Source organism: Mycobacterium pinniadriaticum (assembly GCF_026242045.1).
GTDB classification, from domain to species: domain Bacteria; phylum Actinomycetota; class Actinomycetes; order Mycobacteriales; family Mycobacteriaceae; genus Mycobacterium; species Mycobacterium pinniadriaticum.
The window spans coordinates 134788-156214 of the sequence record NZ_JAPJDO010000006.1; the positions used below are offsets into that span (position 1 = coordinate 134788).

21 protein-coding genes are annotated in these 21427 nt (G+C 66.4%); 18 read left to right on the forward strand and 3 right to left on the reverse strand.

Annotation, left to right across the window (positions count from 1 at the left end; genetic code table 11):
- The first annotated feature begins 18 nt into the window (after window positions 1-18).
- The 8 genes from tsf to ORI27_RS09590 all read left to right on the forward strand — a co-directional run bounded on the left by tsf (window position 19) and on the right by ORI27_RS09590 (window position 9609).
- Window positions 19-846: a translation elongation factor Ts gene (gene tsf, locus ORI27_RS09555; protein WP_265996514.1), complete on the forward strand. Its 828-nt coding sequence runs from the start codon at window positions 19-21 to the stop codon at window positions 844-846.
- A gap of 132 nt (window positions 847-978) precedes the next feature.
- A complete protein-coding gene (locus ORI27_RS09560) occupies window positions 979-1842 on the forward strand; it encodes an LLM class F420-dependent oxidoreductase (RefSeq protein WP_265996515.1) in 864 nt (287 codons plus the stop codon).
- Window positions 1843-1884: 42 nt separating this feature from the next.
- The gene (locus ORI27_RS09565; RefSeq protein WP_265996516.1) at window positions 1885-3288 is read left to right on the forward strand and encodes an amidase; all 1404 of its coding nucleotides are present in this window, start codon (window positions 1885-1887) and stop codon (window positions 3286-3288) included.
- Window positions 3289-3592: 304 nt separating this feature from the next.
- On the forward strand, window positions 3593-4762 hold the full coding sequence (locus ORI27_RS09570) for an ABC transporter permease (RefSeq protein ID WP_265996517.1): 1170 nt from the start codon (window positions 3593-3595) through the stop codon (window positions 4760-4762).
- Window positions 4762-5328, forward strand: coding sequence for an ABC transporter permease (locus tag ORI27_RS09575; RefSeq protein WP_265996519.1), 567 nt, complete (start codon window positions 4762-4764; stop codon window positions 5326-5328). The genes ORI27_RS09570 and ORI27_RS09575 overlap by 1 nt, the downstream gene beginning before the upstream one ends.
- A gap of 2 nt (window positions 5329-5330) precedes the next feature.
- Window positions 5331-6053: an ABC transporter ATP-binding protein gene (locus tag ORI27_RS09580; protein WP_265996520.1), complete on the forward strand. Its 723-nt coding sequence runs from the start codon at window positions 5331-5333 to the stop codon at window positions 6051-6053.
- 46 nt (window positions 6054-6099) lie between these two features.
- Window positions 6100-7620, forward strand: coding sequence for an APC family permease (locus ORI27_RS09585; protein WP_265996521.1), 1521 nt, complete (start codon window positions 6100-6102; stop codon window positions 7618-7620).
- 6 nt (window positions 7621-7626) lie between these two features.
- Window positions 7627-9609 (forward strand): primary-amine oxidase, encoded by a 1983-nt coding sequence (locus ORI27_RS09590; protein ID WP_265996522.1) that lies wholly within the window; start codon window positions 7627-7629, stop codon window positions 9607-9609.
- Between the two features lie 25 nt (window positions 9610-9634).
- Here the strand turns inward: ORI27_RS09590 and ORI27_RS09595 are convergent, their stop codons facing one another.
- A complete protein-coding gene (locus tag ORI27_RS09595) occupies window positions 9635-10057 on the reverse strand; it encodes a MarR family winged helix-turn-helix transcriptional regulator (RefSeq protein ID WP_265996523.1) in 423 nt (140 codons plus the stop codon).
- Window positions 10058-10103: 46 nt separating this feature from the next.
- On the opposite strand from ORI27_RS09595, the gene ORI27_RS09600 reads away from it, so the two are divergent.
- From ORI27_RS09600 to rlmN, 6 genes are all read left to right on the forward strand, one after another.
- Window positions 10104-10784 (forward strand): class I SAM-dependent methyltransferase, encoded by a 681-nt coding sequence (locus tag ORI27_RS09600; RefSeq protein WP_265996524.1) that lies wholly within the window; start codon window positions 10104-10106, stop codon window positions 10782-10784.
- A 26-nt stretch (window positions 10785-10810) separates the two neighbouring features.
- Window positions 10811-11164 carry a Fe-S protein gene (locus ORI27_RS09605; RefSeq protein ID WP_265996525.1) on the forward strand — a complete coding sequence of 118 codons (354 nt, stop codon included), beginning with the start codon at window positions 10811-10813 and terminating at the stop codon, window positions 11162-11164.
- A 122-nt stretch (window positions 11165-11286) separates the two neighbouring features.
- Window positions 11287-12048 (forward strand): UMP kinase, encoded by a 762-nt coding sequence (gene pyrH, locus ORI27_RS09610; protein ID WP_265996526.1) that lies wholly within the window; start codon window positions 11287-11289, stop codon window positions 12046-12048.
- A gap of 15 nt (window positions 12049-12063) precedes the next feature.
- On the forward strand, window positions 12064-12621 hold the full coding sequence (frr, locus tag ORI27_RS09615; protein ID WP_265996527.1) for a ribosome recycling factor: 558 nt from the start codon (window positions 12064-12066) through the stop codon (window positions 12619-12621).
- On the forward strand, window positions 12621-13514 hold the full coding sequence (locus ORI27_RS09620) for a phosphatidate cytidylyltransferase (RefSeq protein WP_265996528.1): 894 nt from the start codon (window positions 12621-12623) through the stop codon (window positions 13512-13514). The genes frr and ORI27_RS09620 overlap by 1 nt, the downstream gene beginning before the upstream one ends.
- A gap of 32 nt (window positions 13515-13546) precedes the next feature.
- The gene (gene rlmN / locus ORI27_RS09625; protein WP_265996529.1) at window positions 13547-14638 is read left to right on the forward strand and encodes a 23S rRNA (adenine(2503)-C(2))-methyltransferase RlmN; all 1092 of its coding nucleotides are present in this window, start codon (window positions 13547-13549) and stop codon (window positions 14636-14638) included.
- A gap of 79 nt (window positions 14639-14717) precedes the next feature.
- Here rlmN and ORI27_RS09630 read toward each other — a convergent pair whose 3' ends face one another.
- Together ORI27_RS09630 and ORI27_RS09635 are read right to left on the reverse strand one after the other, a co-directional pair.
- Window positions 14718-14972, reverse strand: a complete 255-nt coding sequence (locus ORI27_RS09630) for a DUF2631 domain-containing protein (RefSeq protein WP_265996530.1) — start codon at window positions 14970-14972, stop codon at window positions 14718-14720.
- A gap of 58 nt (window positions 14973-15030) precedes the next feature.
- Complete coding sequence (locus ORI27_RS09635) at window positions 15031-16377, reverse strand: cryptochrome/photolyase family protein (protein WP_265996531.1); 1347 nt, start codon at window positions 16375-16377, stop codon at window positions 15031-15033.
- Window positions 16378-16468: 91 nt separating this feature from the next.
- On the opposite strand from ORI27_RS09635, the gene ORI27_RS09640 reads away from it, so the two are divergent.
- From ORI27_RS09640 to ispG, 4 genes are read left to right on the forward strand one after another with little or no spacing between them, the layout of a single operon-like run.
- Window positions 16469-17800, forward strand: coding sequence for an APC family permease (locus ORI27_RS09640; RefSeq protein ID WP_265996532.1), 1332 nt, complete (start codon window positions 16469-16471; stop codon window positions 17798-17800).
- A gap of 12 nt (window positions 17801-17812) precedes the next feature.
- Window positions 17813-18988 (forward strand): 1-deoxy-D-xylulose-5-phosphate reductoisomerase, encoded by a 1176-nt coding sequence (dxr, locus tag ORI27_RS09645; RefSeq protein ID WP_265996643.1) that lies wholly within the window; start codon window positions 17813-17815, stop codon window positions 18986-18988.
- Entirely contained in the window at window positions 18985-20223 is a 1239-nt protein-coding gene (locus ORI27_RS09650; RefSeq protein ID WP_265996533.1) for a M50 family metallopeptidase, read from the forward strand. The genes dxr and ORI27_RS09650 overlap by 4 nt, the downstream gene beginning before the upstream one ends.
- A 30-nt stretch (window positions 20224-20253) precedes the next feature.
- Entirely contained in the window at window positions 20254-21405 is a 1152-nt protein-coding gene (ispG, locus tag ORI27_RS09655) for a flavodoxin-dependent (E)-4-hydroxy-3-methylbut-2-enyl-diphosphate synthase (RefSeq protein ID WP_265996644.1), read from the forward strand.
- Window positions 21406-21427: the final 22 nt, after the last annotated feature.

The window sequence follows — 21427 nt, forward strand, 5'->3', positions numbered from 1 at the left end:
TTTTTAGGGAAGGGCTACATGGCTAACTACACCGCTGCCGACGTCAAGCGGCTTCGGGAGCTCACCGGCGCGGGCATGCTCGACTGCAAGAACGCCCTGGCCGACAGTGACGGCGATTTCGACAAGGCGGTCGAGGCGCTTCGGATCAAGGGCGCCAAGGACGTCGGCAAGCGCGCCGAGCGCGCCACCGCCGAAGGCCTGGTCGCCGCCAAGGGCGGCGCGCTGATCGAGCTCAACTCCGAGACCGATTTCGTCGCCAAGAACGCCGAGTTCCAGAAGTTGGCCGACGACGTCGTGGCTGCCGCGCTGGAGTCCAAGGCCGCCGATGTGGAGGCCCTCAAGGCCGCCAAAATCGGTGACAAGACCGTCGAGCAGGTCGTCGCGGAGCTGTCGGCCAAGATCGGCGAGAAGCTCGAGCTTCGCCGTGCGGTGTATTTCGACGGCAACGTCGAGGCCTACCTGCACAAGCGGGCCGCCGACCTGCCGCCCGCGGTGGGTGTGCTGGTCGAGTTCGAAGCCGGTGATGACCAGAAAGGCGCAGCCGCGGCACATGCCGTGGCCCTGCAGATCGCCGCGCTGAAGGCCAAGTACCTGACGCGTGAGGACGTTCCGGAGGACATCGTCGCCAACGAGCGCCGCATCGCCGAGGAGACCGCCAAGAGCGAGGGCAAGCCCGAGCAGGCATTGCCCAAGATCGTGGAGGGCCGCCTGACCGGCTTCTTCAAGGACGTCGTGCTGCTCGATCAGCCGTCGGTTTCCGACAGCAAGAAGAGCGTCAAGGCGCTGCTCGACGAGGCCGGCGTGACCGTGACGCGGTTCGCCCGGTTCGAGGTCGGTCAGCAGTAAGACTTGGGCGGCACACTCACCAAGTCGCTGCTGCCCACTAGGAAAACCCCGCGCCATATCCGGCGATCCCGGAGGCGCGGGGTTTTGCCGTCCTCACCGAAGCTCCCCGGCCGGTGTGCGGTTGGATGAGCCATGCGCATCGGAGTCGTCTTCCCCCAAACCGAACTCGGTGGCGACGCCGGCGCGGTCCGCGCCTACGGCCAGCGGGTCGAGGAATTGGGGTTCACCCACGTCCTTGCCTACGACCATGTGCTGGGCGCCGATCCCGAGGTACATCGGGGCTGGGCCGGGCCCTACGACATCGACACCACCTTTCACGAACCGCTGGTGATGTTCGGCTATCTCGCGGCCGTCACGACGACGCTGGAGCTGGTCACCGGCGTGATCATCCTGCCGCAGCGCCAAAGCGCCCTGGTGGCCAAGCAGGCCGCCGAGGTCGATTTGCTCAGCGGTGGACGGTTGCGACTCGGAGTCGGGTTGGGCTGGAACCCCGTCGAGTACGAGGCGCTCGGCGAGGATTTCTCCACCCGTGGGCGGCGCTGCGAGGAACAGGTCACGGTCATGCGACGGCTGTGGACCGAACGCAGCGTCACGCTTTCGGGCCGCCATCACACGATCACCGGCGCGGGCCTGGCGCCGTTGCCGATCCAGCGGCCGATCCCGGTGTGGTTCGGCGCCGCCTCCGAGCGGGCCTACGAGCGGGCGGGACGGCTGGCCGACGGCTGGTTCCCGATGATGGGGCCCGGCCACGCGCTCGAGAGGGCGCGAGGCGCGGTGGAACGGGCCGCGGTAGCCGCCGGTCGGGATCCCGCTGTCTTGGGTATGGAGGGGCGAATCGACATCGCCCGGAGTCGCGACCGGGTGGCCGAGGAGCTCACGGCCTGGTCGGCAGCCGGCGCCACCCACGTCTCGATCAACACGATGGGCGCCGGATTGGGCGGGGTGGACGGTCACCTGGCCGCCTTGGAAGCGGTGGCGGCCGACCTCACCCGGTGAGCCCGGGCCGTTATTGAACACGTGCCTGCTAGCGTCAGGTGAATGCGGCATGTGCACGCCTTCGGCGACGACGCGCTCGGCGACCTGGATGCGGTGGGGTTGGTGGATGCTCTTCGCACCGGAAAGGTGTCGCGGCCCGAACTCGTCGAGGCCGCGATCGCCCGGACCGAGGCGGTCAACCCGATCCTCAACGGCTTGGCGCACGAAACCTTCGACCGGGCCTTGGCCCGGGCCCATGCCGGATCCCGCGGATTCTTCGACGGTGTGCCGACGTTCATCAAGGACAACGTCGACGTCGAGGGAATGCCCACGATGCAGGGCACCGACGCATGGGCGCCCCGCCCTCAGCCGGCACACGGTGATTTCGCCAGCTTCTTCCTGGCCACCGGCCTGGTGCCGCTGGGCAAGACCCAGCTCTCGGAGTTCGGGTTCAGTGCCTCGGCCGAACATCCCCGCCTCGGCGCGGTGCGCAATCCGTGGGACACCGACTTCACCGCGGGCGCGTCCTCCTCGGGCTCGGGTGCCTTCGTCGCGGCGGGTGTGGTGCCCATCGCGCACGCCAACGACGGTGGCGGCTCGATCCGGATCCCCGCCGCGTGCAACGGACTGGTCGGCCTCAAACCCTCCCGTGGCCGGTTGCCTCTGGACAAGATGTCGCGCCAGATGCCGGTGCGCATCGTCAATGACGGGGTGCTGACCCGCTCTGTGCGCGACACCGCCGCGTTCTACCGTGAAGCCGAACGCATCTGGCGCAACCGCCGATTGGAGCCGATCGGTGCAGTGACCGGTCCGGGTTCTACCCGGCTGCGCGTCGCGGTCGTCACCCAGTCGGTGAATCGACTGGCCGCCCCGAGCATCCGCGGGCACACCTTGCAGACCGCAGAACTCATTGCGGGCCTGGGTCACAGCGTGGAGTACCTGGACCACAACCCGGTGCCGCGCTACTTCGTCGACGACTTCCTCTTGTACTGGGCGCTGCTGGCGATGACCTTGGTGCGCACCGGGCAGCGAGCGTTCGGCGAGAGCTTCGACCGGTCGAAGCTGGACAATCTCACCCTGGGGCTCGACCGTTACGCCACCCGCAACCTGCACCGGATGCCGGTGGCCATCACCCGGCTGCGCCGGTTGCGACGAGTCACCGCCCGGCTCTATCAGACCTACGACGTGCTGCTCACGCCCACGCTGGCCGAGGAAACACCCCGGATCGGCCACTTGGACCCCACCGCGGACTATCAGCAGATCATCGACCGGCTGGTCGACTGGGTGGCGTTCACGCCGCTGCAGAACGCCACCGGTGAGCCGGCGATCTCGCTGCCGTTGGCGCAGTCCGCGTCCGGTATGCCGGTGGGCATGATGTTGTCCGGACCGATCGGTCACGAGCGCAGATTGTTGGAACTGGCCTTCGAGCTGGAGACGGCCAAGCCTTGGCCGCGGATACAAGACTGACCGTCCGAAACACTCGCAGCGTTCTCGGTTCGGGTGCGGAATCCGTGGTTGCTGTGAATTCGCTGGGAGCCGTGACTGTTTCGCTGGTCGACGTCAGCAAACTGGCGAGAATTCGATTACCATCGGAGCGAGAACGAGGCGCTGAAGACGGTCACGGCCAGCCACCCAGCCTGACTGTCAACGAAATCCGTTGCCACAACTTGGTTCCCATCGATACGCGGATTTAACGACGGCACCTTCGAGTTAACCTGTTGGATATCAATCGCGGCGGTGCGTGAAACTTCCCGGCCGCAACATTTCCGTTGTGGAAACCTCTGCCTCCACAACGATTTCGCGGCCGTCGGCGCTCGCCACCTCTTCGGGGAACAACACCTTCGTGTGTCTTCTCCGGTTTGCGTGGGCGAACATCCGGCGACGGCCCGAACGGTTTGTGTTGTCTGTGCTCGGTATCGCCCTGGCGATCACATGTGTGATGGTCGTGCGCACCATCTCGTCGAGCTTCGCCATCACCGGCGCGGACTCGGTGACCGAGGTGCTCGGCGATGCGCAACTGTGGGCCGTGCCCGCCGCCGGCGTTCACTACGACAGCAAGGTGCAGGCTCTGGTTGCCGATGGACCGGCGCCCGTGATCGCCGCCCCTGGGGGGTGGCGAGCGATCGAGACGCTCTCCGGAACCACCACGATCAACGGGACGCTTGTGTCACTGCATGGAAGCAGCGAAACACCGGGTGGCCAAGCGCTTTTGGGATCTGACGTGGCACAGCGGCTGGGCGTGCACGATGGAGACCGGATTGTCGTCGGCGGGCAGGATCTGGGTGTGCGTGTTGGCGCCGCGGGTCAGTCCGTGACGGTGTCGATGCCGCTCGCGCAATCGATTGTGGGTGACAACGGCTGGTGGACCGTCTACGCGCCATCCGGCCAGGAAAAGAATCGCAACCTCGGCAGCACCTTCGGCGGTGCGGTCGGGCTGCCCTCGACCACCGATCCGTCCGTCAAGCCGGACCCCGCCGGTGCCGGACTGATCTATGACACGGTGGGCGGAAACGGCCCGCTGACGTTCGACCAGAAATTCTCGGCGTTGTTCTCGGGCAAGGTCACCAGTTCCACGCTCGGCATCATCTCGATCATCGGTCTGGTGCTCGGCTTCGTCATCGCGGTGTCGTCATTCCTGGCGGCCGTGCAGGAGCGCCGGCGCGAATTCGGCATCATGTCCAGCATCGGCCTCGCCGACGAGGTGCTGTACTTCTTCCTGGTGGAGTCCGCAGTCGTGTTCGTGGCCGCCTACGTGTTCGGCGTGCTCGCCGCGGGAGTCGCTGTCTGGTTGGTGATTCCGGGAATCGCCACACCGATCGCCTGGTTGCAGGCGGCCGGCATGGTTGCCGGATTCGTGCCGGCGATGTCGATCGTCGGGGCGTTGATACCCGTGCATCGGCTACTGCAACACCGTCCCGTCGACCTGCTGGGAGCCCGCTGATGATCAAATTCGGGCTGTCCTACGGCTGGTTGTCCGCGCGCCGGCGGGTCAGGGAGATAGTGCTGCCGATCGTGACGACCGCGACGGGCGCCTTCCTGGTCGTCATCGTCTTCGGGATGTCTGCGGGTATCCAGGCCCAGTCGGCTTCGCTGGGTCACGCCGGCGAAATCGGCCGGGCGGTCATCCTGATCGCCATCACGGTGCTGCTGGTCGGTGTGGTCGAAGTGGCTGTGGCGACCACCCGCACGATTGCGCACCGCACCCGCGAACTCGGTGTGCTCGGGGCCACCGGTGTGCGGCGCGGACCCGTAATCGCCGCGCTTCTGGTGGAACCGGCGGTCGGTGCCACCCTAGGCGCCGTCCTCGGCGTGGTGTTGGCCGTCGTGGCCGCCGTGGTGTTCGGCGTACTCGGACTGGTGCCCACCGGGGTGTCAGCCGCCGGCCTCGGCGTCGGCGCGGTGATCGCCGTCGGAGTCAGCATCGTCGCGGCGCTGGCCACCAGCATTCTGCCCACGTGGAACGCGGCGTCGCGTTCCCCCATTCATTCCCTGTCGACCGGAGGTTAGACATGACCGCAGTCGAAGACGCCATACCTGATGTCACACCGGCAACCGAACCGTCGCCGGTGATCGAGATCAGCGACGTGTGGAAACTCCACAAGCTCGGTGACGAGGTGGTCAAGGCGCTGATTGCCGCCGAATTGACTGTCATGCCAGGCGAATTCGTCTGCCTGATGGGACCGAGCGGTAGCGGAAAGTCGACACTGCTCAACATCATCGGCGGCCTGGACCGGCCGACCAAGGGGTCGGTGACGATCGGCGGGCGCGACACCGGGAAGCTCACCGAGAGCCAGTTTGCGGCATTGCGCCACGACACGATCGGGTTCATCTTCCAGAGCTACAACCTGATCCCGTTCCTGTCGGCGGTCGAGAACGTCGAACTGCCACTGATGTTCGAGCCCTACGACCGCAAGGCGCTGCGCCAGCGGGCGATGGAGCTGCTCGACCTCGTCGGCCTGAGTCACCGAGTTCACCACCAGCCGACCAAGATGTCCGGTGGCGAACAGCAGCGCACGGCGATCGCGCGCTCACTGATCAGCAACCCGACGCTCGTCCTTGCCGACGAGCCGACTGCGAATCTTGACCACCGAACGGGGGAGACGGTGGTGCGCATGCTGCGCGACCTGTGTTCGACGCTGGGCGTCACGGTCGTCGCAAGCACCCACGATCCCACGGTGGCCGACGAAGCGAGCCGTGTCGTCCGTATGAGAGACGGACAAATCATCAACTAATCCAGCGGGATTGAATAGCCCCTAACGGGATTGGGAGTAAATACGTATGACGCAAGAACTCGAGGCTCCAGCGTCGGCTCAGCGGGACAAGCTACTGACCACAGAGCTTGTCCCCGAGCAGATTCTGCCCAAGATCATGACCACGTACGGCTTGGTCGCCACCTACGTCTTCATCATCTGCTGGCTGACCGGATCGTCGGTGATGGCCACGGGCGGCTGGACCGCAATCCCGATGTGGGTGCTCGGCATCCTGACCTTTCTGGTCCCGGCGGGTATGGCCGTTGCCGAGTTGGGCAACCTGTGGCCGGGTCAAGGTGGCGTGTACATCTGGGCCACCCGCACCATGGGTGAAACGTGGGGGTTCATCGGCGGCTACCTGTCGTGGATCCCGGTGATCCTCAACGCGGCATCCTCGCCGGCGATCATCCTGCAATTGGTGTTGCTGGCATTCCACGCCGAACTCGGCCTGACCCTCAGCATCATCCTGCAGGTGGCGATTCTCTGGGCTGTCATCGGTCTGTCGCTGGCCAAGCTGGCCGCCAACCAGCGGGTGATGGGCGTCGTCTTCGTGGTGTACGGAGTGTTGACCGCCGTCATCTTCGTCGCCGGCGTGATCTATGCGCTCCGCAATGGCTCGGGGACACCGTTCAGCCTGCATGACTCCCTGGTACCCGACTTCGCCGGTGCCGGCTTCCTGTACGGCACGGTGCTGCTGTACCTGCTGGGTGTCGAGACGCCGTACAACATGGGCGCGGAATTCCTGTCGGTGCGCAAGAGCGGTCCGAGAATGGTGATCTGGGGTTCGGTGGCGCTCGTCGCGATCTACCTGCTCACCACCCTGGGCACCATGATGGTGCTTCCGTCGGACCAGATCGACCCGGTCACCGGTGTCATCGGCATGCTGGGATCAGCGGCCCCCGCGGGCGTGATGGAGGTCGCGGCCATCGTGTTGGCCGGTATCGTGTTCGTGGCGTTGATGACCTACCAGGTCACCTACTCGCGGCTGATCTTCGTCTCCGGGCTGGAGCGTCACCTGCCGCGGTTGTTCACCCACCTCAACCCGCGTACCCGCAACCCGGTGACCGCGATCCTGATCCAGGGTGTGCTCTCGTCGCTGATCCTGGTCGGGCTGTACTCGCAGAGCAGCATGGCCAACGTCACCGTCTTCCTGCAGGGTGGCCTGTCCACCGTGTGGCTGGTGTCCGGGTTCTTCTTCCTGTTCCCGGTCGTCATCGCCCGCAAGAAGTACGCCGATCGCTATGCGACAGAGAAGTTCTGGCGCATTCCCGGCGGCATGGTCGGAGTGTGGATCGCCGTCGTCGTCGGCACGATCGGCACCATCGGCGGTGTCTACTACTCCTTCGCCAAGTCCTGGATCCAGGACGTTCCCGACAGCACCTGGATGGTCTGGACCGGTGGTATCTCGCTGGGCATGATCGCGCTCGGCGTGGTCGTCTACATCTTCGGCCGGCGTTCGGCGCACAAGATGAACTCCGACGACGCACTGGCCCACCTTGCCGTGCTGGATCTCAAGAAGTCTGAAACAACGAGCCCTGAGGCGGTTTAGCCCGATATGACAATGGACAGCACCGTGCTGAGCACGGCGACGACCGACGACCGTGCCTGTTACCCTCTCGACCCGCTCAGCGGAGCCGAGATCGAGGCAGCCGCGGCCGTGGTCAAGGAGTCCGAATACACCACGCCAACACTGAGATTCGTGATGATTCAGCTCGCGGAGCCGGACAAGAACTCGGAGTTGACGTTCGAGTCGATGAGCGACGTCCCGCGGCGTGCATTCATCACGATGTACGACGCTCCCGCCAAGATGATCTACGAGGCGGTCGTCGACATCGGAGCCCGGGTCATCGAGTCCTGGACCCCGGTGCCGGGTCGGTTCCCGTCCTATCTCGTGGAGCATATGACCGGTGTCGAGGAGGTGGTTCGCGCCGACCCGCGCTGGCAGGAGGCCATGCGCAAGCGTGGTGTCACCGATTTCGGCCTGGCGATGATCGACCCATGGCCGGCCGGCTACTACGGCGCGCAGGACCACTACGACAGCTCGGCGTTGATCTGCCGGCCGTTGACGTTCATGCGCGCCGCACCCTCCGAACACGGGTATGCCCGTCCGGTGGAAGGTCTGATCGTCACCGTCGACCTCGACCAGATGAAGGTGATCGACGTCGAAGACCACGGGGTGGTGCCGTTGCCGCCGAAGGCGGGCAACTACTCGGCTCAGTTCATGTTCGACGAGGACAACCGGCCGGCCTTCACGCAGTTCCGTGACGACGTCAAGACCATCGAGATCACCCAGCCCGACGGCCCGAGCTTCACCGTGGACGGCTGGAAGGTCCAGTGGCAGAAGTGGTCTTTGCGAGTCGGGTTCAATCCGCGTGAAGGTCTGACGCTGCACGAGATCACCTACAACGACCGTGGAACCGTCCGGCCGATCATGTATCGGGCGGCGCTGTCGGAGATGGTGGTGCCCTACGGGGACACTTCGCCCACCCACTGGAACAAGAATGTGTTCGACATGGGCGAGGTCGGCATGGGTTTCTCGGCGAACCCGTTGACTCTCGGGTGTGACTGTCTGGGTGAGATCTACTACTTCGACGGCACGGTGCACGACTCGTCGGGTAACGCGGTCACCATTCCCAACGCGATCTGCATGCATGAAGAGGACTACGGGATTTCGTGGAAGCACACGGATTTCCGCACCGAAGAGGTGGAGGTCCGTCGGTCACGTCGGCTGGTGATCTCGATGATCTGCACCGTGGGCAACTACGAGTACGGATTCTTCTGGTACCTGTACAACGACGCGTCGATCGAGATGGAGGTCAAGCTCTCCGGAGTGCTCACGACCGGGTCGATTCCCGAAGGCGAAACGCCGCGGTGGGGCAAGCTCGTCGCTCCTGGCATCTACGGCCCGAATCACCAGCACTTCTTCAACTTCCGGCTCGACATGAGCATCGACGGTCCGAACAACAGTGTCTACGAGGTCGATTCTGTTGTGGAGCCCGAGCCTGAGCTCAACCCGCACCACAACGCCTGGATCGCCAAGGACACATTGGTGGCCTCGGAGGCCGAGGGTGCGCGCGACTGGAATTGGTCGACCGGACGGTACTGGAAGGTCACCAACCCGTCGAAGAAGAACGAGCTCGGCGCGGCGGTGGGCTACAAGCTGATGCCGCGCGACCCGGTACCAGTGATGGTGCAGGAAGGCTCCTACATCTATGACCGGGCGCGGTTCGTCCAGCACAACTTGTGGGTCACCAAGTACGACCCCGAGGAGAAGTTCGCCGCCGGCAATTACATGTATCAATGCGCCGAGGCGCAGGGTCTGCCGCAGTTCGTCGCCGACGACGCGCCACTGGAAAACACCGACGTCGTGCTGTGGTACACGGTCGGTGCCCATCACATCGTGTGCCCGGAGGACTGGCCGGTGATGCCGTGCCACTACACCGGATTCAAGATGAAGCCGATCGGGTTCTTCGACGGAAATCCGGCGCTGGACCTGCCCCCGTCAGCACCGAAGTGCTGCCACTCCAACCGGATGTAGGCAGACCCGCCTGACCTGACCGTTGTCAGCCGGAGCCGAGCGCGGCGAGAATTCTCCGGAATTCTCGCCGCTGCTCGGCGCTCAGGTTGACCATCAACCGCTGCTCGGCGGCGCGCACCCCGGCCTCGGTGCTGTCCAGCAGTTCCGTGCCGGCGCGGGTCAGCTTGGCCGGCAGCGAGCGCCCCGAGGCCACGCTGCCCGGGCGGCTCACCAGCCCGCGTTCTTCGAGGCTACGCAGCACCATGTTCATCGCCTGCGGGGAGACACCGGTATCGCGAGCCAGTTCGGCATTCGAGCGGTCGGGAAACCGGGACAGGATCCGCATACAGATGTACTGGGGGAAGGACAGGCCCGCCGGCTCGAGTGCGGTGGCGGTCACTTCCGCGCGCAGGGCCGAGGCCACCCGATGCAGCAGATAGCCCAGCGGCTCGTCGTGAGCTCCACTCATGTCAATGATATTGACATATATCAACTCGGTTGATAATCGTGGAGGTATGACCTCACCTGAAGATCTGTTCGACTCGGCATACCGTCGCGCGGCCCCGGAGTTCGAAGGCTTCCGGCCGCCGTGGAGCATCGACGAGCCGCAGCCCGAAATCGCCGCGCTCATCGAGCAGGGCAGGTTCCACGGCGACATCCTCGATGCCGGCTGCGGGGAGGCGGCCGTCTCGCTGTACCTCGCCGAGCGCGGATTCACCACCGTCGGGCTGGATCTCTCGCCGGCGGCGATCGAGTTGGCGCGGGCCGAGGCGGCCCGGCGGGGAATCGCCAATGCCAGCTTCGACGTCGCCGACATCAGCGCCTTCGACGGCTACGACGGTCGATTCGGCACCATCGTCGACTCGACCCTGTTCCATTCGATGCCGGTGGAAGCCCGCGCGGGTTACCAGCGCTCGATCGTGCGAGCCGCCGCTCCGGGGGCGTCCTACTTCGTGCTGGTCTTCGACGCCGGCGCCATGCCCGCCAACGGGCCGGCGCATCCGGTGACCGCCGAGGAGTTGCGCGCCGCGGTCGAGCCGTTCTGGGTGATCGACGAGATCCGCCCCGCGCGCATCCACGCGAACGTGCCCGCTGAGATGGCGACGATGGCGGACTTCGCCGGTGGCGATCTGCGGGACGAGCCCAAGGGCCGCAAGTCGATGCCGGCCTGGCTGCTCTCGGCGCATCTTGGCTGACGACAGCATGTCGTAGGCTGACCGGCATGGAGCTACTACGCAACGTAGTCGTCTTGGTGCACATCGTCGGGTTCGCGGTCACGTTCGGCGCGTGGGTGGCCGAGGCCGCGGCCCGGCGTTTCCGCACCACCCGGGTGATGGACTACGGACTGCTGGTCTCACTGCTGACCGGGATTGTGCTGGCGGCGCCGTGGCCGGCCGGAATCGTGTTGAACTACCCCAAGATCGGCGTCAAGCTGGCGCTGCTAGTGATCATCGGCGGCTTGCTGGGCATGGGTAATGCGCGGCAGCGGCGTACCGGTTCTCCTATCGCACTTCCGGTGTTCGTCTCGGTCGGTGTCTTGTCGCTGGCCGCGGCGGCTGTCGCCGTTCTCTGGTGACGCGGATCAGGCCTAACCCGGGAAATCGCCGGCTTCGCCGATGAGGCAGGATGGAAGTGCCGTCCCGAATGGTGCCGGGATGGCACTCTCATGCCAGGAGCCCGACTAGTCCGAGGAGTCTGATGGGGGAGACGGTCAGTAGCAACGGCGCCGAGGCGACGCAACCGCAGCTGGTGCGTCCGAATTATCGGCGGGTGGTGCTCAAGCTCGGCGGGGAGATGTTCGGCGGCGGGTCGGTCGGGTTGGACCCCGATGTCGTCGCCCAGGTGGCCCGCCAGATCGCCGAGGTGGTGCGCAGCGGCGTGCAGGTCGCCGTCGTCATCGGCGGCGGCAACTTCTTCCGCGGCGCCCAGCTACAGCAGCGCGGCATGGAACGCACCCGCTCCGATTACATGGGCATGCTCGGCACCGTGATGAACAGCCTTGCGCTGCAAGACTTCCTGGAGAAGGAAGGCATCGTCACCCGGGTGCAGACCGCGATCACCATGGGTCAGGTGGCCGAGCCGTACATCCCGCTGCGGGCCGTGCGACACCTGGAGAAGGGTCGCGTGGTGATCTTCGGCGCCGGCATGGGGCTGCCCTATTTCTCCACCGACACCACCGCCGCGCAGCGTGCGCTGGAGATCCGCGCCGACATCGTCCTGATGGCCAAGGCGGTCGACGGTGTCTTCACCGCCGACCCTCGGGAGAACCCGAACGCCGAGATGCTCACCGAGATCAGTCACCGTGAGGTCCTCGACCGAGGGCTGCAGGTGGCCGACGCCACCGCGTTCAGTTTGTGCATGGACAACGGCATGCCGATCCTGGTCTTCAACCTGCTTACCGACGGGAATATCGCCCGGGCGGTCGCAGGTGAGAAGATCGGAACACTGGTCAGCGGTTGAGGAGGAAGGGCGTCAATGATTGAAGAGGCTCTCTTCGATGCCGAAGAGAAGATGGAGAAGGCCGTTGCGGTCGCCCGCGACGACTTGTCGTCCATCCGCACCGGACGGGCCAATCCCGGCATGTTCGCGCGCGTCGTCGTCGACTACTACGGCTCGCCGACGCCGATCACGCAGTTGTCGAGCGTCAACGTGCCCGAGGCGCGGATGGTGGTCATCAAGCCCTACGAGGCCAACCAGCTGCGAGCGATCGAGGACGCCATCCGCAACTCGGACTTGGGTGTCAACCCCACCAACGACGGCACCATCATCCGGGTGTCCATTCCGCAACTGACGGAGGAACGTCGCCGGGATCTGGTCAAGCAGGCCAAGGCCAAGGGTGAGGACGCCAAGGTCTCGGTGCGCAACGTGCGCCGTCGCGCGATGGAGGAATTGCACCGCATCCGCAAGGACGGCGAGGCCGGCGAGGACGAGGTCGGCCGCGCGGAGAAGGATCTGGACAAGGCCACCGCGACCTACGTCGGCCAGATCGACGAGCTGGTCAAGCACAAAGAAGGCGAGTTGCTGGAGGTCTGATGACCGCTCAGCGACCAGTGCCCGTGGCAGATACCGATTCCGGCGCCCCCGGTTCCACGGCGCCGGAACCCAAGGCTTCCCGCGCCGGGCGCAACCTGCCTGCCGCGATCGCGGTCGGCGTGGTGCTCGGTGCCCTGGCGATCGGCAGCCTGCTGTTCGCGCCGAAATGGTGGCTCCCGCTGTTGGCCAGCGCCATCGCGATCGCCACCCACGAGGTGGTTCGCCGACTCCGCGAACATGGGTACGCGATGCCCGTCGTGCCGCTGCTGCTCGGTGGACAGGCGATGATCTGGCTGGCCTGGCCGTGGGGTGTCGCGGGGACGCTGGGTGCCTACGGCGGCACGATCGTGGTCGCCATGGTGTGGCGGCTCGTAGGCCACGGTCTGCGCGAGCAGCCGGTCAACTACCTGCGTGACATCGCCGCCACGGTCCTGCTGGCCACCTGGGTGCCGCTGTTCGCGAGTTTCACCGCACTGCTGATCTTCCAGGACAACGGCGGCGCCCGGGTCTTCACCGTGATCGCCACCGTCGTCTTCGCTGATATCGGCGGCTACACCGCCGGCGTGCTGTTCGGCAAGCACCTGCTGGCCCCGGCGATCAGCCCCAAGAAATCGTGGGAGGGGCTCGGCGGCTCGCTGCTGTTCGGCATTGCCGCGGCCGTGCTGTCGGTGACGTTCCTGCTGCACAAGCCGTTCTGGGTCGGCCTGCCACTCGGGTTGATGCTGGTGATCACCGGTGTGCTCGGCGATCTGGTCGAGTCCCAGGTGAAGCGCGATATGGGCATCAAGGACATGGGAACGCTGCTGCCGGGCCACGGCGGCATCATGGATCGCATCGACGCGATGTTGCCGTCCGCGGTCGCGGGTTGGATCGTCCTGACGCTGCTGGCCTGAGCCGGTTCTCGGCGTCGGCGATACTGGACGGGATGAAACAGGAGCTCGTTTTCGAGGCGCCGCGGCGTGCGCTGCCGCCACGCCATCTCGCCGACCTGGACGCCGAGGGCAGAGCGGCCGCGGTGGCGGAGCTCGGACTGCCCGCGTTTCGGGCCAAGCAGCTGGCACAGCAGTACTACGGCCGGCTGCTCGCCGACCCGCAGCAGATGACCGACCTTCCCGCGGCCGTGCGCGACACGGTCGCCGACGCGCTGTTCCCGCGGCTGCTCTCGGTGGCTCGCGAAATCGAGTGCGACGCGGGGGAGACCCGAAAGACCTTGTGGCGCGCCCACGACGGCACCACCTTCGAGTCGGTGCTGATGCGCTACCCGAACCGCAACACGGTGTGCATCTCCTCGCAGGCCGGCTGCGGCATGGCCTGCCCGTTCTGCGCGACCGGCCAGGGCGGGCTGACCCGCAACCTGAGCACCGCCGAGATCCTCGAGCAGGTGCGGGCCGCGGCGGTGACCTCGCGCGACGAGTTTGGTGAGCGCCTGTCCAATGTGGTGTTCATGGGCATGGGTGAGCCGCTGGCCAACTACGCGCGCGTGCTGGCCGCCGTGCGGCGCATCACCGCGGCGCCACCGGAGGGGTTCGGGATCTCGGCGCGGTCGGTGACGGTGTCGACGGTGGGGCTGGCACCGGCGATCCGCAAGCTCGCCGACGAGCATCTGGGGGTGACGCTGGCGCTGTCGTTGCACACTCCCGACGACGAGCTGCGCGACACCCTGGTGCCGGTGAACAACCGCTGGAAGGTCAGCGAGGTCCTTGATGCGGCCCGGTACTACGCCGATGCGACGGGCCGGCGGGTGTCGATCGAGTACGCCCTGATCCGTGACGTCAACGACCAGCCGTGGCGGGCCGATCTGCTGGGCAAGAAGCTGCACAAGGCGCTCGGCCCGCTGGTCCACGTCAACCTGATCCCGCTCAACCCGACCCCGGGCAGCGAATGGGACGCCAGTCCCAAACCGGTGGAGCGGGAGTTCGTCCGGCGGGTCCGGGCTCAGGGGGTGTCGTGCACGGTCCGCGACACCCGCGGACGGGAAATCGCGGCGGCCTGTGGGCAACTAGCGGCCAGCGGCTAGCCAGCCTTTCGCCGAAACCGACATTTCGCAGACAAAGTGCGAGTGGATCGCGGCAAAACGTCGATCTCGACGCAGAGAATCAGCGGATCCAGCCGCGGCGGCGACCCCACCAGTCGCGCGCGACCACACCGAACACCAGGATCGCGCAGACGATGAGCACCCAGTCCTCGACGTGGCCGACGTGGTTGCCGCGCAGCATCGCCAGCAGGAACAGGCCGATGAAGATACCGAGACCGTGCCAGGTGCGCGGGGTGATCTTGCTCCAACCCCAGGCGGCCGAGGGTACGTCGGCTGGGTCGACGTCGTTGTAGCGCTCCACCTCGGTGCTGACCATTGCGGCTCCTGTCACTCGGCAATTGCCCGTAATTCTGGCACACCAGCCCGGTGCCGGCTCAGCCGATCCGGCCGTAACGCCGCAGCGCCTCCGCGCGTTCGGCGGCGTGCTCGACGATCGGATCCGGATAGTCGGCGGGCCGCCCACCCTTGAGCTTGTGCACGTCGTCGACGTCGGCCAGCTCGAGCACCCAGCGCCGCACGTAATCACCGTCGGGATCGAACTTCTGGCCCTGAGTGGTCGGGTTGAACACCCGGAAGTACGGTGCGGCGTCGGTTCCCGAGCCGGCGCACCACTGCCAGCCGTGCTGATTGTTGGCGATATCACCGTCGACCAATTGCTCGAGAAACCAGCGCGCACCCCACTGCCACGGCAGGTGCAGGTCCTTGACCAGGAATGACGCCACGATCATGCGCACCCGGTTGTGCATGAAGCCGGATTCGCGCAGCTGGCGCATTCCGGCGTCGACGATCGGATAGCCCGTGCGGCCCCGTTTCCATGCGTCGAACAGCTCGGCGGCGCCGTCGTCGGTGTCGACTTCGATGGTGTCGAAGGTGCGGTTCCAGTTCCGCCACGCGCTGTCCGGCCACTGGTGCAGCACCGCGGCATAGAAATCGCGGAACGCCAGCTCGCGCAGATAAGCCCCCGGACCGTCGGCGCGGAAGTCCAGGTCGGCGGCCATGGTCCGGGGATGGATCGTCCCGAATTTCAGGTGCGCCGACATTCGGCTGATACCCGGCCTGTCCGGTCGGTTACGGTCCTCGGCGTAATCGGCCAAACGGGAGTCGACGAACTCCGCCCACCGGTCCAGTGCGGCCGCCTCGCCCGCCTCGATGTCCAGCTCGGCGCCGGGGTCCGGCGCGTCCACCCGGAACTCGGACGGCAGGGCGGCAGGGTCGATCCAGTTCACTGCCGCCGTCGCGGACGGCGCGGGTGCGCGCCAGCCGATCTCCCGCCACCGGGCCAGATACGGGGTGAAGACCTTGTAGGGGGTCCCGTCGTCCTTGGTGACCCGCCCCGGCGACACCAGGTACGGCGAGCCGGTGGCCCGAAGCGCCACGCCCGCGTCGGTCAGCGCGGCGGCGACGGCCTCGTCGCGGCGTACTCCGAAGGGGCTGAAATCGGCCGAGACATGGACCTCGGTGGCCTCGATCTCCCGGCACAGCAGGGGTATTCGTTGCTCGGGCCGGCCGCGGGTGATCAGCAGCCGGCCCGCCAGGGCATCGGAGAGCGCCCGCAGCGAGTCGCCGAGGAACTGCAACCGGCGCGGGCCCGCGGATTTCTCCAGCCGTGGATCCAACACGAAGCAGCCGAGCACCTCGGCGTCATCGGCGGCGGCCTCCAGCAGGGGTGGCAGGTCGTGCAGGCGCAAATCGCGCCGAAACCACAGCAGCGTGGACGGCATGTCTCCATGCTGCCGGAGTCCTGGAAGGCAGGACACCCGGTGTCCGCGTTAGCGTGATGACGGTGGACGGTGACCGACGGTCAGGCCCGCGATGACCGCAGCGCATCAGCCGGGTTTGAAAAAGACGTTGCGGCTGCGGTCAGTCGTCCTGTTCGGCCTGGCCTACATGACGCCGATCATCGTGCTCGGCATCTTCGGGGTCATCGCCGAGAAATCCCACGGCGGCAGCGCCGGCTCCTACCTGCTGGCCACGGTCGCGATGCTGTTCACCGCGATGAGCTACGGCCTGATGGCGAGGCATTACCCGATCGCGGGCTCGGCGTACACCTACGTCCGCAATGCCCTGGACTCCCGGCTCGGATTCTTGATCGGCTGGGCGATCCTGCTCGACTACCTGTTCCTACCGCTGGTGGTCTGGCTGATCGGGAGCACCTATCTCAAGGGACAGTTTCCCGGGATTCCGATTTGGCTTTGGGTCGTCGTGTTCGTCGTGGCGACCACGGCGCTCAACATCGTGGGTCTGAAGGTCGCCGATCGGGCCAACTTCGTGCTGATGTCGTTCCAGCTGCTCATCGTGACACTGTTTGTGGCGCTCACGATCGTGCACCTGGTCGCGAACTCTCAACCTCTGGCGTCGCCGGTCCCGTTCACCGGCACCGGGGGTTTCTCGGCGATCGCCGCCGGGGCCGCGGTCGCCGCGTACTCGTTTCTGGGCTTCGACGCCGTCAGCACCCTCACCGAGGAGACCCACGACGCGCAGCGCACCATTCCCACCGCCATCGTCCTGGTCGCGTTGATCGGCGGCGCCGTGTTCGTTGCGGTGGCCTACTTCGTCAGCCTGGTATCGCCGGGCAGCGTCTTCCCCCATCCGGGGTCGCTGGCCGAGGACATCGCCAGAACAGTGGGGGGCAGTGCGTTCGCCGCGGTCTTCGTCGCCGCTCTGGCGATCGGCCAGTTCACCTCCGGGCTGGCGGCGCAGGCCGCGGTGGCACGACTGCTCTACGCGATGGGCCGCGACGGCGTGCTGCCGCGCCGCGCGTTCGGGATGGTTCTCGAGCGGTTCCGCACCCCCGTGTTCAACATCGCGTTGGCCGGGACGATCGGGCTGGCCGCGATGTTCCTCAACGTCGCGACCTCCACGTCGTTCATCAATTTCGGTGCTTTCACGGCGTTCACGATGGCGAACCTCAGCGTCATCGCGTACTTCGTGCGGCACCGCGACGCGCCGCTGAGCAGATGGCGCTATGTCGCGTTGCCGCTCGTCGGCGCGGGCGTGGATGTCTACCTGCTCGTCCATCTCGATTCGCGGGCCTTGACCGTGGGCTTGAGCTGGCTGGCTCTGGGCATCGGCTATCTGCTGGTCCTCACCCGGGGACTGACCCGCAAGCCGCCGGAGTTGTCCGGGATTGCCGAAGCGGGCTGACAAGGCGGCACAATTGTTCGGGTGAGCTCCGCCAACCGCCTCAAGGTCCTGATCCTGGGCAGCACCGGTTCCATCGGCACCCAGGCGCTCGAGGTCATCGCCGAGAACCCGGACCGCTTCGAAGTCGTCGGGCTGGCCGCCGGTGGCGGAAACCCCGAGCTGCTGGCCCGCCAGCGCGCTGATACCGGTGTGACCGATATCGCCGTCGCCGACCCCAATGCCGCCGATCAGCTCGGTGACGTCCCCTACAGCGGCCCCGACGGGGTGACCCGGCTCGTGGAGAACACCGAGGCGGACGTCGTGCTCAACGCTCTGGTCGGGGCGCTGGGCCTGCAACCGACCCTGGCCGCGCTGGCCAGCGGCGCCCGCTTGGCGCTGGCCAACAAGGAATCGCTGGTCGCCGGCGGGCCGCTGGTGGTCAAGGCCGCGCGTCCCGGCCAGATCGTGCCGGTCGATTCCGAGCATTCGGCGCTGGCCCAGTGCCTGCGCGCCGGCAGTGCGGGTGAGGTCGCCAAACTGGTCCTCACCGCCTCCGGCGGCCCGTTCCGCGGCTGGTCGGCCGCCAAGCTCGAGCCCGTCACGCCCGAACAGGCCGGCGCCCATCCCACCTGGAACATGGGCCCGATGAACACGCTGAACTCGGCGTCGCTGGTCAACAAAGGCCTGGAATTGATCGAGACGCACCTGCTGTTCGGAATCGGGTACGACGACATCGATGTCGTCGTGCATCCGCAGTCGATCGTGCACTCGATGGTGACGTTCACCGACGGCTCCACCATCGCCCAGGCCAGCCCGCCGGACATGAAGCTGCCGATCTCGCTGGCGTTGGGCTGGCCGGACCGGGTGCCGGCGGCGGCCGCCGCCTGCGACTTCACCACCGCTTCCACCTGGGAGTTCGAGCCGCTGGACGCATCGGTTTTCCCGGCCGTCGACCTGGCCCGGTACGCCGGGCGGACCGGCGGTTGCCTGACCGCGGTGTACAACGCCGCCAACGAAGAGGCTGCCGAGGCCTTCCTCGACGGCAAGATCAGGTTCCCTTCCATCGTGCGAACAATTGCCGACGTCCTGCACGCCGCCGACCAGTGGGCCGCCGAACCCGCTACCGTGGAAGAAGTACTTGACGCGCAGCGCTGGGCACGGCAACGCGCCCGCGAGGCCGTCACACAGGAGGTCGCTGCAATCCGATGATGTTCGTTATCGGCATCGTGCTGTTCGCGCTCGCCATCCTGCTCTCGGTGGCGCTGCACGAGTGCGGTCACATGTGGGTGGCCAGGGCCACCGGAATGAAGGTGCGCCGCTACTTCGTGGGATTCGGTCCCACCCTGTGGTCGACACACCGGCCCAACAAGCTCGGCTCCACCGAGTACGGTCTCAAGGCCGTCCCGCTCGGTGGCTTCTGCGATATCGCCGGCATGACGTCGGTCGAGGAGCTCAAGCCCGAAGAGCGGCCCTACGCGATGTTCAAGCAGGACACCTGGAAGCGGGTGGCGGTCCTGTTCGCCGGGCCCGCGATGAACTTCCTGATCGGCCTGGTGCTCATCTATTCGATCGCCGTCATCTGGGGTCTGCCCAACCTGCACGCCCCGACCACCGCCGTCATCGGCGAAACTCAGTGTGTCGCACCAGAGGTCACCCAGGGCAAGCTCGGCGACTGCACCGGGCCCGGCCCGGCCGCGCTGGCCGGCGTCAAGGCCGGTGACGTCGTCGTCAAGGTCGGCGGTACCGACGTGAAGAACTTCGACGAGCTGGTCACCGCCGTACGCAAGGCCGCCGGCCCGACGCCGTTCGTTCTGCAGCGCTCCGAAAACGGCACCACCCGCGAGATCACCACCACCGTCGACGTCACGCCCACCCAGCGGTACGCGGCCAAAGAGAAGGGCGGCGAGCCGGTGCCCACCAGCGTCGGTGCCATCGGTGTCAGCGCGGCGACATTCCCGCCCGCGCAGTACAACCTGCTGACCGCGGTACCGGCCACCTTCACCTTCACCGGTGACCTGGCCGTCGAACTGGGCAAGTCGCTGGCGAAGATCCCCACCAAGGTCGGCGCCCTCGTGCACTCGATCGGCGGCGGCGAGCGGGATCCCGAGACGCCGATCAGCGTGGTGGGGGCCAGCATCATCGGCGGCGATACCGTCGACCACGGCCTGTGGGTCGCGTTCTGGTTCTTCTTGGCTCAGCTCAATTTCGTGCTCGGCGCGATCAACCTGGTGCCGCTGCTGCCGTTCGACGGGGGCCACATCGCGATCGCCGTGTTCGAAAAGATCCGCAACGTCATCAGATCGGCACGCGGCAAGGTTGCCGCGGCGCCGGTGAATTACCTGAAGCTGATGCCGGCCACCTACGTGATCCTCGTCGTGGTGGTCGGCTACATGCTGTTGACCGTCACCGCCGACCTGGTCAACCCGATCCGACTGTTCCAATAGGAGACGACAGTGACCTCCATCGGTCTGGGGATGCCGGCTCCGCCGGCGCCCGTACTCGCACCCCGCCGAAAAACGCGCCAGCTCATGGTGCGCGATGTCGGCGTCGGCAGCGACTACCCGATCTCGGTGCAGTCGATGTGCACCACCAAAACCCATGACGTCAACACCACGCTGCAGCAGATCGCCGAGCTGACCGCGGCCGGTTGCGACATCGTCCGGGTGGCCTGCCCGCGGCAGGAAGACGCCGACGCGCTGGCCGAGATCGCCAAGCACAGCAATATTCCGGTGATCGCCGACATCCATTTCCAGCCCAAGTACATCTTCGCCGCGATCGATGCCGGCTGCGCGGCGGTCCGGGTCAACCCCGGCAACATCAAGGAGTTCGACGGTCGGGTCGGCGAGGTCGCCAAGGCGGCCGGGGCGGCGGGCATCCCGATCCGCATCGGTGTCAACGCCGGATCGCTGGACAAGCGCTTCATGGAGAAGTACGGCAAGGCCACCCCGGAGGCGCTCGTCGAGTCCGCGCTGTGGGAGGCCTCGCTGTTCGAGGAGCACGGCTTCGGCAACATCAAGATCAGTGTGAAGCACAACGATCCGGTCGTGATGGTCGCGGCCTACGAACAACTGGCCGAAAAGTGTGATTACCCATTGCATCTCGGGGTGACCGAGGCCGGACCGGCGTTCCAGGGCACCATCAAGTCGGCGGTCGCATTCGGTGCGTTGCTGTCGCGGGGGATCGGCGACACCATCCGGGTGTCGCTGTCCGCGCCACCGGTGGAAGAGGTCAAGGTCGGCATCCAGATCCTGGAGTCGCTGAACCTGCGGCCGCGCGGGCTGGAGATCGTGTCCTGCCCGTCCTGCGGGCGCGCCCAGGTCGATGTCTACACACTGGCCAACGCGGTGTCCGCGGGTCTCGACGGGCTCGACGTGCCGCTGCGGGTCGCGGTGATGGGCTGCGTCGTCAACGGGCCGGGCGAGGCGCGAGAGGCCGACCTCGGGGTGGCGTCGGGTAACGGCAAGGGCCAGATCTTCGTCAAGGGCGAAGTGATCAAGACCGTTCCCGAGGCGCAGATCGTCGAGACGTTGATCGAGGAGGCGATGCGACTCGCCTCCGAGATTGGTGAGGCTCAGCGTGACACCGGCACATCTGCCAGCGGTTCACCGGTGGTCACCGTAAGCTGATGGCGTAACCCGCTGGGGGTTC

Excerpts from the sequence above, each read along its gene's own strand:
- tsf (WP_265996514.1), top strand. The coding sequence starts at position 19 with ATGGCTAACTACACCGCTGCCGACGTCAAGCGGCTTCGGGAGCTCACC.
- ORI27_RS09560 (WP_265996515.1), top strand. The coding sequence starts at position 979 with ATGCGCATCGGAGTCGTCTTCCCCCAAACCGAACTCGGTGGCGACGCC.
- ORI27_RS09565 (WP_265996516.1), top strand. The coding sequence starts at position 1,885 with ATGCGGCATGTGCACGCCTTCGGCGACGACGCGCTCGGCGACCTGGAT.
- ORI27_RS09575 (WP_265996519.1), top strand. The coding sequence starts at position 4,762 with ATGATCAAATTCGGGCTGTCCTACGGCTGGTTGTCCGCGCGCCGGCGG.
- ORI27_RS09580 (WP_265996520.1), top strand. The coding sequence starts at position 5,331 with ATGACCGCAGTCGAAGACGCCATACCTGATGTCACACCGGCAACCGAA.
- ORI27_RS09585 (WP_265996521.1), top strand. The coding sequence starts at position 6,100 with ATGACGCAAGAACTCGAGGCTCCAGCGTCGGCTCAGCGGGACAAGCTA.
- ORI27_RS09590 (WP_265996522.1), top strand. The coding sequence starts at position 7,627 with ATGACAATGGACAGCACCGTGCTGAGCACGGCGACGACCGACGACCGT.
- ORI27_RS09595 (WP_265996523.1), bottom strand. The coding sequence starts at position 10,057 with ATGAGTGGAGCTCACGACGAGCCGCTGGGCTATCTGCTGCATCGGGTG.
- ORI27_RS09600 (WP_265996524.1), top strand. The coding sequence starts at position 10,104 with ATGACCTCACCTGAAGATCTGTTCGACTCGGCATACCGTCGCGCGGCC.
- ORI27_RS09605 (WP_265996525.1), top strand. The coding sequence starts at position 10,811 with ATGGAGCTACTACGCAACGTAGTCGTCTTGGTGCACATCGTCGGGTTC.
- pyrH (WP_265996526.1), top strand. The coding sequence starts at position 11,287 with ATGGGGGAGACGGTCAGTAGCAACGGCGCCGAGGCGACGCAACCGCAG.
- frr (WP_265996527.1), top strand. The coding sequence starts at position 12,064 with ATGATTGAAGAGGCTCTCTTCGATGCCGAAGAGAAGATGGAGAAGGCC.
- ORI27_RS09620 (WP_265996528.1), top strand. The coding sequence starts at position 12,621 with ATGACCGCTCAGCGACCAGTGCCCGTGGCAGATACCGATTCCGGCGCC.
- rlmN (WP_265996529.1), top strand. The coding sequence starts at position 13,547 with ATGAAACAGGAGCTCGTTTTCGAGGCGCCGCGGCGTGCGCTGCCGCCA.
- ORI27_RS09630 (WP_265996530.1), bottom strand. The coding sequence starts at position 14,972 with ATGGTCAGCACCGAGGTGGAGCGCTACAACGACGTCGACCCAGCCGAC.
- ORI27_RS09635 (WP_265996531.1), bottom strand. The coding sequence starts at position 16,377 with ATGCCGTCCACGCTGCTGTGGTTTCGGCGCGATTTGCGCCTGCACGAC.
- ORI27_RS09640 (WP_265996532.1), top strand. The coding sequence starts at position 16,469 with ATGACCGCAGCGCATCAGCCGGGTTTGAAAAAGACGTTGCGGCTGCGG.
- ORI27_RS09650 (WP_265996533.1), top strand. The coding sequence starts at position 18,985 with ATGATGTTCGTTATCGGCATCGTGCTGTTCGCGCTCGCCATCCTGCTC.
- ispG (WP_265996644.1), top strand. The coding sequence starts at position 20,254 with ATGCCGGCTCCGCCGGCGCCCGTACTCGCACCCCGCCGAAAAACGCGC.